The 5268-nt window shown below is 62.3% G+C and carries 9 protein-coding genes; 6 read left to right on the forward strand and 3 right to left on the reverse strand.

From position 1 onward, the window contains the following. From WEA77_RS04940 to WEA77_RS04955, 4 genes are all read left to right on the forward strand, one after another. On the forward strand, window positions 1-650 hold a 650-nt coding region (locus WEA77_RS04940), incomplete at its 5' end, for a metallophosphoesterase (RefSeq protein WP_368066752.1). 215 nt (window positions 651-865) lie between these two features. Then, window positions 866-1312: a hypothetical protein gene (locus tag WEA77_RS04945; RefSeq protein ID WP_368066753.1), complete on the forward strand. Its 447-nt coding sequence runs from the start codon at window positions 866-868 to the stop codon at window positions 1310-1312. A 186-nt stretch (window positions 1313-1498) separates the two neighbouring features. Then, window positions 1499-2158 carry a CIA30 family protein gene (locus tag WEA77_RS04950; RefSeq protein WP_368066754.1) on the forward strand — a complete coding sequence of 220 codons (660 nt, stop codon included), beginning with the start codon at window positions 1499-1501 and terminating at the stop codon, window positions 2156-2158. 194 nt (window positions 2159-2352) lie between these two features. Further along, on the forward strand, window positions 2353-2685 hold the full coding sequence (locus WEA77_RS04955) for a hypothetical protein (RefSeq protein ID WP_368066755.1): 333 nt from the start codon (window positions 2353-2355) through the stop codon (window positions 2683-2685). Between the two features lie 254 nt (window positions 2686-2939). Here WEA77_RS04955 and WEA77_RS04960 read toward each other — a convergent pair whose 3' ends face one another. Further along, the gene (locus WEA77_RS04960) at window positions 2940-3233 is read right to left on the reverse strand and encodes an addiction module antidote protein (RefSeq protein ID WP_368066756.1); all 294 of its coding nucleotides are present in this window, start codon (window positions 3231-3233) and stop codon (window positions 2940-2942) included. Window positions 3234-3493: 260 nt separating this feature from the next. Between WEA77_RS04960 and WEA77_RS04965 the strand changes: the two genes are divergently transcribed. Continuing rightward, a complete protein-coding gene (locus tag WEA77_RS04965; protein WP_368066757.1) occupies window positions 3494-3793 on the forward strand; it encodes a DUF1778 domain-containing protein in 300 nt (99 codons plus the stop codon). Between the two features lie 3 nt (window positions 3794-3796). Next, entirely contained in the window at window positions 3797-4294 is a 498-nt protein-coding gene (locus WEA77_RS04970) for a GNAT family N-acetyltransferase (RefSeq protein ID WP_368066758.1), read from the forward strand. A 136-nt stretch (window positions 4295-4430) separates the two neighbouring features. Here the strand turns inward: WEA77_RS04970 and WEA77_RS04975 are convergent, their stop codons facing one another. Next, complete coding sequence (locus WEA77_RS04975) at window positions 4431-4667, reverse strand: hypothetical protein (RefSeq protein ID WP_368066759.1); 237 nt, start codon at window positions 4665-4667, stop codon at window positions 4431-4433. 1 nt (window position 4668) lies between these two features. After that, on the reverse strand, window positions 4669-5268 hold a 600-nt coding region (locus tag WEA77_RS04980; RefSeq protein ID WP_368066760.1), incomplete at its 5' end, for a nucleotidyl transferase AbiEii/AbiGii toxin family protein.

A 5268-nucleotide genomic window follows, 5' to 3' on the forward strand; every position in this document is an offset into this window, starting at 1 on the left:
TGCTGGAGCTGATCCGCGCGGATCACGAGGCCCGGCCGCCCATGGCATGCTTCATCGTGTTCCTGGGCGATCTTGTTGACCGCGGCCCGCAAAGCCGCGACGTCATCCGTCACCTGAGAGAGCGGCCTCCGGAGTTTGCGCAGCTGCATGTCCTGAAAGGCAATCATGAGGAGATGATGCTGCGGGCGCTGCGCGGTGAGCCTCACCTGATCCGGGACTGGCTGAAACACGGCGGCGACGCCTGCGCGCGCAGTTACGGGCTCGATCCGGCGCGTCTTCTGACCGAAGACACCGAAACGCTTGAACATCTCCTGGCGAGCCATGTTCCCGGCGCCGATCTCGACTTCCTCGAGACCTGCATCGACCAGGTCCGCTTCGGCGACTACCTCCTCGTGCATGCCGGGGTGCGCCCGGGCGTTGCCTTGCCGGACCAGTCCGGACGCGACCTGCGCTGGATCCGCGGCGAGTTTCTGGACACCCAGCAGGACTTCGGCGCGGTCGTCGTCCACGGGCATACCATCACGCAGGCGGTCACCGAGAAAGCCAACCGGATCGGGCTCGATACGGGCGCCTACCAGACAGGTGTCCTGAGCGCCGTGCGCCTTGAAGGCGCCCAGCGCAGTTTCCTGTCTGTTGGCCTGCCGGGATGATAAGGAAACGGTCAGCAGAAAGGCGGCATCTGCACCGCCCGCGTGCTTAAAAAACAGGCGGCCGCGTCGCTCAATCAGACGGCGATTATTTGAACGCGCCTGAAAATATCACGATGACAGGAAATTGCGCGCCAAAGGCGAACTTAAGGGTCGACTGGGGCGGCCAAATGGGTTAACGTGTCGTACGTTCAAATCGGGGCTAAACGGAGATCGCCATGAAAACCAAGTTACTCGCTACAATTTCAGCCGTCTGGTTGTCGGGCGCTTTCATGGTTGCTCACGCCGCTTCGAGTGTCGCTGCCACCACGGGAGAGGCGGGATCAGTCATCGTCGTGCGCGGGGGGGAGACCTTTTCGCTTGTCGCCGGAGACCCGCTCTTTGACGGCGACAGGATTGTCACCCGCGCCGGCGCCACGGTTGATATCGCCGTGGATGGCTGCACCCGCACGCTTCCGGAAACCTCGACCATCGTGATCGATGCGGCTTTCTGCGAGGCGGTGTTCGCCTCAGCCGATCAGACGATCCTTGCTGAGGCCGGCATTACGCAAGGCGCCACGACAGGCGCTGCCCTCCCAATCCTCGGCGTTCTTGCCGCAGGCGGCGCTGTTGCTGGTGCGGCGGGCGGAGGCGGAGGTTCGCCGCCGCCGCCGACCAGCAACTGATAAAAGTGGTACAAGGCAATCCAGCCCTCCCCCTTTCGGGGGCGGGCTTTCCATACTTTGATGACCCTTGTCTTGTGGATCAGCGTCTGGTGTTGGCCCTTCCGGCTCCGGAAGGCTCAAGGGGGCAGCCCGCCAATCGCCATCCTCACGCCATGCCGATCTGTGCACTCGAAGCTAGTGTCAGATATGCCGGAAGCGGACGAGAAACTGCGGACCAGGTCCGCAGGCAATCAAACGCCCAGCCTGCCTGAACCGATGCCACGAACTATCATCGCCCTCTTCACTGTGCTCGCCTGTTCGGTTTCAGTCATGACCAGCTCCGCTACGCCGCAACAAACAGCCAGTTCGCCATTGGTGACCTTTCAATCGCCGGGAGAGGCCGGCGCCTGGCGAACGGTCAATGACACGGTCATGGGAGGCCGCTCGTCGGGCGGGAGCGTTGTTGAGGCAGGCCAACTCGTCTTCACCGGGGTCATCAACACGAACGGCGGCGGGTTTTCTTCGGTGCGCCGCCAAATGGATCCCGGCGCGCTGGAAGGTGCGCAGGGCTTTGTCCTTTCCGTTAAATCCGATGGACGCGCCTACCGGCTGATCGCGCAGACCAATGCCCGTTTCGCAGGCCGTTACGTATCGTATCAGGCGCCTATCCCGATGAGTCCGGAGGGCGAGTGGACCGACGTTCGGGTCGCTTTCAGTGATTTCGTCCCGAGTGTCTTCGGCCGCAGCGTGCCGGCCAGTGAATTTTCGCCCGCCGAGGTGACAGAGCTCGGTTTCATCATTGCCGATGCTGTCGATGGCGATTTCGCTCTGAGCGTCAGATCGATCAGCACTGAACGCCAGAAGTAACAGGCTGTGCGAAGCCCGCCTTCGGCGACGCGCAAAGCTGCTTGCGTCCGATTATCCAGCCCGGCCGCTTGGGCGGGGCCGGACTTCGCCTGAAACAGGCGTCAGCCGGCCTCGGCGCTGAGCTGTTCTTTGCCCGCAAATAGCGCAGTATAAAGTTTCACCCTCCGCGGAGCCGCACGGTGATGTTGTTTAGAATGATGCTCAATAGCGCAAAGGATGAAGAGCGCCCGATCGTGCGAGGGCTCCTGAAGCATATCGTAGCGGGCCTCGCTGCCGGACTTGCCTTCGGGAGCCTCGTTCTCGCCGTTCTTTTTGTCATCTTCGCCAAACTGGACCTGCAGGTGCCGCTGATCTTCATCGCCGCGGCGCTGCTCCAGTTTGGCCCAATTGGCGGACTGATCGGGGCAGGTGTCTACCTGTCGCGCATAGCGGAGCGCGCAGCGCCCGCCGATGATGACGAGGATGATCAGGGCCCGGGCGGCGGGGTGCATCAACATTGGCAAAACGCCGCGTCGCTCGCGGGCTGAAGCGGGCGTCGCGCTCGCCTCTGATCTGCAAAGCGCGGTGAAGGCGTTCTCTTAAGGCAGCGCTGCAGCGCCAACGGCTGCGGCGTCTTCCAATGCACAGGCTCCAAATGTCAGGATGACCCTGACAAGCAGGGCGCCCGGCGAAGGGGCTCGAATGATGGAGGCCGTGCCGGGCCAGCTCTCGCCGGATAGTGCGGCGCGTGGCGCATGGCGCCGCGCACCGGGCGCAAGCGTCTCTTGAGGGGATGATCTGATCAGGCCGCCGACTTGCGCGTCACGCTGAGGCGCAGGCCCAGCGCGTCCAGAATAGCGTTGAGTGTGGAGAGCCTGGGGTCACCCTCGTCGCTGAGGGCGCGATAAAGGCCCTGGCGGTTCAACCCGGTCTTGCGCGCGAGGGCTGACATACCTTCGCTGTCTGCAACGCCGCGCAGGGCCGCCTTGATGCCTTCGGGGCCGACCTCCTCAAGGGCGGCCTCGATATAGGCAATCGCATCGTCCGGCGTCTTGATGTATTCGCCCGGGCTCCAGGGAAATGTTTTCAGGGTCATGCCTTACGCCTCTTCTTCGTTTGAAAGCGCAATTGCCTTCGCAATGTCGCGGGGGACAACGGTCCACGCCGCACGCGCCTGCCCTGAACTCAACTTGAAGCCGCAATCAAAGGCTCGGCTGATGTGATCGTGACCTATAAATTGGCAGACTTTAGTCCTGCAGAAAGGGCTCACGTCGGTATTCGACCCTTTGCCGCCCACACATTATCGTATTGCATTTAGCGATACAGGGCGCTATCTTCCGCTCAAGGAGATAAGTTATGGCTACCCCCGTAGAGCGCAAGGAATACCCGATCTCGATGCGCCTGCCCGAGGCGGACGTCGCGATGATCGATCGTGCCGCCAGCCTGCGCGGCCGCTCGCGCACAGATTTCGTGCGAGACGCCGCCGTGCGCGCCGCCGAGGAAGTCGTAATGGAACAGGGGCTGATCCGCATGACCCCGGAGGGTTTTGCCGAGTTCATGGAAGTCCTGTCCCGCCCGGCAACTTCGGTTCCCGAGATGGTGGAACTGGCCAGGCGGCCCGCGCCCTGGGAGCCCGGCTACCCAGCGAAGCAGTGAGCCGTGGATTTATCGGCTCCTGAACCGCTTGCCGCTGCGCATAACGTTTCCGACTTCTCCTGCGGGAAGCCCGCGCTCGATCATTGGTTGAGGACACGCGCCCTCTCCAATCAGCAGAAGGGCTTTACGGTCGTCCTTGTCGTCCACGAGGCCGGGCGTGTCGTCGGCTACTATGGCCTCGCGCCGACGGCCGTGGTTCCTTCGGTCCTGCCGCGCTCGATCCGAACAGGCCAGCCGCCCGACCCGGTGCCCTGTCTGCTTCTCGGCCAACTCGCGACAGACACAGGATGGGCCGGACGTGGCATTGGCACAGGTCTGGTGAAACATGCCCTACAGCGCTGCGTTCAGGCCGCCGGGCTGATCGGCGGACGGGCGTTGATGGTCAATGCCGTCGACGAAGGGGCAGCCGAATTCTGGCAGCGGCGAGGGTTTGCACCGTCGAGGGACGATCCCCTGGTGCTGTTTCGCTCAATCGCCGACATCGCGGCGTCGCTGGCGTGAGGTCCCGGCGGCCTGCAGTTCCATGATGTCGATGAGTCTGCGGTCATCGCACTTGCCATCAATGCAGATGCACTGGTCACCCACGATCGTGACGTCGAGCGGCTGAGCCCGAGGCTACGCATCATCGCCTGACACCTCACCTCGCCCGATACTGCAGCGAAGCGGTGGAGGCATAAGCTCCGGCGTACGCTTTGCGGGTCGCTGCATCGCTCAAGCGGAAGACTTCATTCTTCGCCGGGCCGGTCCCGTCAGCCTGGCGGAAACGCTTTACCTTGTGAGCATGCCAGGCTTCGGTGCCGATGAAACCGGTCACGGATTTGTCCGCCAGCAGACAATATACATTGTAGTAGTGCCGCATGAAATTTGCCGGCATCTCACCACTTTCCTGCTGCATGCATGCGAAACTTGGTCGAGATGGTCTGGAGCTTTTCGGCCAACGTGTAACCCGGCTCATAGCAAGGCACGGCAAGAGCCCTGTTGTCGGTAAGGTCGGCAATGCCGGAGGCAGCTGCCTGGTCGTAAGCCCAGGACGAAATCGTGCATGGCCGGTTTGGGGCGACCTGATCGAACCCGGCTTCCAGCAGGATGCCCTCCTTCAGTCCGGCGGGGAGCGGATTGAGCGATTGGTACTGCAACCGAATTCCGGCGCCGCGATAATCTGGAACATCATCAAACCCGGTGTCGCGTACGACCGCAGTGACGCCAGGTATCGAGATCGTATCGGCGAGACCGTCGAAGAAGTCTTTGCGCGCCGCAGCCTGTGCGGGCTTGTTCTGATTTTTACCGACCGGGAGATCACCGGGCGGATGTATCAGAATGTCGATGTCCTCCGAAAACCGGTTGATCAGTTTGAAGCCCTTGGAAAGTGAGGTTCCGCCTTTGAGCTCGAACATGAAGCCGGCCTGCTGCAGCCCCCACAGGCAATGCATGATCCAGTAGTCCTTCTCGACGAGGCCTGGACCCACGCCTTCCTT

Origin of the sequence: Hyphomonas sp., from assembly GCF_040882205.1 — a bacterium.
Classification (GTDB): domain Bacteria; phylum Pseudomonadota; class Alphaproteobacteria; order Caulobacterales; family Hyphomonadaceae; genus Hyphomonas.